4 protein-coding genes are annotated in these 3,777 nt (G+C 70.2%); 1 reads left to right on the top strand and 3 read right to left on the bottom strand.

Annotated elements, in window-relative coordinates; genetic code table 11:
* The first annotated feature begins 22 nt into the window (after nucleotides 1-22).
* Nucleotides 23-1,027 carry an HAD-IC family P-type ATPase gene (locus VH969_RS00690; protein WP_331968582.1) on the top strand — a complete coding sequence of 335 codons (1,005 nt, stop codon included), beginning with the start codon at nucleotides 23-25 and terminating at the stop codon, nucleotides 1,025-1,027.
* 379 nt (nucleotides 1,028-1,406) lie between these two features.
* On the opposite strand, the gene VH969_RS00695 is transcribed toward VH969_RS00690, so the two are convergent.
* From VH969_RS00695 to VH969_RS00705, 3 genes are all read right to left on the bottom strand, one after another.
* The gene (locus VH969_RS00695) at nucleotides 1,407-2,324 is read right to left on the bottom strand and encodes an NADP-dependent oxidoreductase (protein WP_331968585.1); all 918 of its coding nucleotides are present in this window, start codon (nucleotides 2,322-2,324) and stop codon (nucleotides 1,407-1,409) included.
* Nucleotides 2,325-2,370: 46 nt separating this feature from the next.
* A complete protein-coding gene (locus VH969_RS00700; RefSeq protein ID WP_331968588.1) occupies nucleotides 2,371-3,033 on the bottom strand; it encodes a response regulator in 663 nt (220 codons plus the stop codon).
* A partial coding sequence (locus tag VH969_RS00705; protein WP_331968591.1) for a sensor histidine kinase occupies nucleotides 3,030-3,777 on the bottom strand: 748 nt, incomplete at its 5' end. The genes VH969_RS00705 and VH969_RS00700, both read right to left, overlap by 4 nt.

Genomic DNA, 3,777 nt, shown 5'->3' on the forward strand with positions numbered 1-3,777 from the left:
CTACGCGGTCACCGCGGCCGTGGTGGCCAGCCAGCTCGGCATCGACGGCAAGGTCATCACCGGTGCCGAGTTCGGCGCGATGAGCGACGAGCAGGCGCGGGCCGCGATCGACGGCATCGGGGTGATCGCCCGGGTCACCCCGCAGGACAAGGTCCGCCTGGTGGATTTGCTGCAACGCACCGGTCAGGTCGTCGCGATGACCGGCGACGGCGTCAACGACGCGCCCGCGTTGAAGAAGGCCGACATCGGCATCGCGATGGGTGTCACCGGCACCGAGGTGACCAAGGAAGCCGCGGTGATGATCCTGACCGACGACAACTTCTCCACTATCGTCAAGGCCGTGGAAGTGGGCCGCGGGCTCTATGACAACCTTGCCCGGTACGTCCGGTTCCAGATCGGCGGCCTGTTCGGCTACATCCTCACGTTCCTGTCCGCCAGCATCTTCGACGTCGCCAAGGGCATACCGCTGCTTCCGCTGCAGACGTTGTGGGTGAGTTTCACCATGCTCTCCATCCAGTCGGTCGGGCTCGGCTACAGCAAGCCCGCCGCCGGGCTGATGGACCGCCCGCCGCTGCCGCCCACCAAGCCGATCCTGACCCGCGGTCTCATCGTCTGGCTCGCCTTCGTCGGCCTGGTGATGACGGTCGGCACCCTCAGCGTGATCAGCTGGGCGGAGCACGAGCACGGGCTCGCCATCGCCCGGACTATGGGCATGGTCACGTTCGCACTGTTTCTTCTGTTCTTCTCGATCGAGTCGAAAGACCAGCGGGACTCGGCGTTCTCTCTCGACACCTTTTCCGACAAGACGTTCATCGTCACGACCAGCGGGTCTTTCGTCCTGCTGATCCTGTCCACCGTCCTGGGTATATTCCAGACCGTGATCAGGACCGTCAGGCTCGACGTCCGGCAGTGGCTGATCTGCACCGCCGTGGCCCTGTCGGTCGTGGTAGCCGCCGAGGCCCGCAAAGCGGTGCTGCGGCGGATTGCCGGAAAGACCAGCGCCCCGGGCGGAGCCACGTACCCCTGAACGCCAGATAGATGCCTAACGTGGCCGGGTACCCGCCGCGTGGCAGATGGCGGTGGGTCCTAAGTCGCCGTCATCTCGCTCGAGACGGCGCAGGTAGTCGACGATACGGTGAGTGTCTGACCACCAGGTCCGGTCAGCGTCAGCAGCCTGGTGCAGTCGAGGAGGCGGTGAGCCGAGCCGAGTTCACGATCCCTGCCGACAAAGCTCGTCCGCGGCCCCGGCACCCGACCGGCCGCCTCGCGCGTATCCGCGGAACCACGACGCATGACCAGTCCTCCCCCTGGCGGTGACGCAACGGCCACCGGCGGGGTGCGCCGACGCCCGCAGGTTCGATGGTCTCACCGATTCTGGCCCCGCGCACGGTCCGAGCGCGCTGGGGCTATGGCCGCAGCACGATCTTGCCGTGGGTGTGCCGCCGTTCCAGCTCGCGGAACGCGTCTCGCACCTGCTCCAGCGGATAGGTGCGGGCGATCTGCACCTCCAGTTCCCCGCGCGCGGCGAGGCGGGCCAGCTCGCCGAGCACGACCGCGCACGCCGCCGAGCCTTCCCCGTAGGTCCGCGCACCGATCTCGGCCGCGGCCTGCCAGTCGCGGATCGTGTTGATCCGCTCGGGCCGCACGCCCAGCTCCACGGCCAGCTCCACGTAGCCGTCGCCGAACGTGTCGATGAACGCGTCGACGCTCCCATCGGAAGCCTGTCGGATCCGTTCGGCCACGCCGTGCCCGTACTCGACCGGGACGACACCGCGAGCCCTCAACCAGGCGTGGTTCGGTTCGCTCGCCAGCCCGATCACCGTGGCGCCGCGCCGCCGTGCGAGCTGCACGGCAAGCGACCCGACGCCGCCAGCCGCCCCGGAGACGACGAGCGTGTCGGCCGGTCCGGGGTCTACCGCGAACACGGTGGCGTATGCGGTCGTGCCGGCCACGTACAACGACCCGGCCACGTCCCAGGGCAGCCCCACCGGACGCGAGGTCAACGCCACATCGTCGACCACGACGAACTCCGCGTGGCTCGCCCTGTTATGAGTGAAGCCCAGGACCTCATCGCCCACCGCGACGCCGCGGACCTGCGAGCCGGCCTCCGCCACGACGCCGGCCAGATCGCTGCCCTGCCCGGAGGGGAACATCGCTGGCCACCGCTCGTGCAGCTCGCCGGTACGGATATGGACCTCGCCGGGCTGGATCCCGGCTGCCCTGACCTCGACCAGCACCTGCGCGGGGCCGGGCACCGGCCGCGCCACCTCTTCCACCCGCAGTACATCGATCCCGCCGTACTCGTGGAACCGCACCGCCTTCACCGCGTGATCACCGCATTTCCTCGCTCGGATACGCCTACGACGGCCGCTATGCGCCGCCTTCTCGGCGAACGATCCCGGCGTCGTGCGCGAGCAACCCTGCCTGGGTCCGGTTGGCGCAGCCGAGCTTGACGAGCATGCGCGACACGTATCCCTTGACCGTCGCCTCGGACAGGTACAGCCGGCTCGCTATCTGGGCATTCGACAGCCCTTCACCGAGGCAGCTCAATACCTCGGCCTCTCGCTCGGTCAGCGTTCCGACCAGCTTGCGTGCGTGCTCGCGGGCCGGCTGGCTGTCGGCGGACGCGGCGACCAGGCGCCGGGCAGCAGCGGGGGAGAGCACGGTATGCCCGTCCGCCGCTACCCGCACCAGCCCGATCAGGTCGGCCGGCGGCGTCGACTTGACGAGGAACCCGGCCGCGCCGGCGCGCAGCGCGCGGAGCACATACTGGTCTGCGTCGAAGGTGGTCAGCACGACCACTACGGGCGGGTCGGCGAGCCTGCCGATCCGTTCGATCGCGGTGAGGCCGTCCACGCCGGGCATGCGCAGGTCCATGAGCACCAGATCGGGCTGGCTGCGGACGACGGCCTCGACCCCGGCCGCTCCGTCGTGAGCCTCGTCCACGACCTCGATGTCACCAGACGAGCCGAGGATCGTGCGCAGGTGGGCGCAGACCATCGGCTCGTCGTCGACGACGACTACCCGGATCATGCGGGCCGCGCGGCCGGGGCGGGCTGCTCCGCCGCCCGTTCGGTGTGCTCGGCCGGCTCAGCTGTCGGGACGTACGCGGGCAACACGGCCTCTAGCCGGAACCCGCCGTCCGGCGTCGGCCCGGCCCGCAACGTGCCGTGCATGAGCTCGACCCGCTGGCGCAGGCCGGCCAGACCAAGGCCGGATCCGGTGCCGCTCAGCGCGCTGTCCCCGCTTCGCGTGGCCGGCCCGTTGCTGACGACGACCCTGACCTGCGACTCGCGGTAGCCGATCTGGACGAGCACAGGTGCGCCCGGCGCGTGCTTGCGGGCGTTGGTGAGCGCCTCGCGCACAATCCGGTACACCGTGCGCCCCACGACCGGTGAGGCGAGCGCGGGGTCGCCGTCCTCGGCCAGTTCGGCGGGGGCGCCGGCGGCCGTGGACTCGGCGATCAGCGCGGGCAGCCCCGGCGTTGACGGCGTCTGATCGCCATCGGGCTCGGTCCGCAAGATGCCGACCAGATCTCGCAGCTCATCCAGCGCCTGGCAGCCCGCGGCCCGCAGTTCTTCCGCGGCCTGCCTGGTCGCTTCGTCCTTGGCGGTGATACCGAGCGCGCCTGCCTGCAGCACCATCAGGCTGACCCGGTGCGTCACGACGTCGTGCATTTCGCCCGCGAGCCGGGCCCGTTCCTCGGCCCTGGCCTGCTCGGCGAGCAGGTAGCGCTCCTGCTCGGCACGTTCGGCCCGGTCGCGCAGGCCCTGCATG

The organism is Actinophytocola sp. (assembly GCF_036555685.1).
GTDB lineage: Bacteria > Actinomycetota > Actinomycetes > Mycobacteriales > Pseudonocardiaceae > Actinophytocola.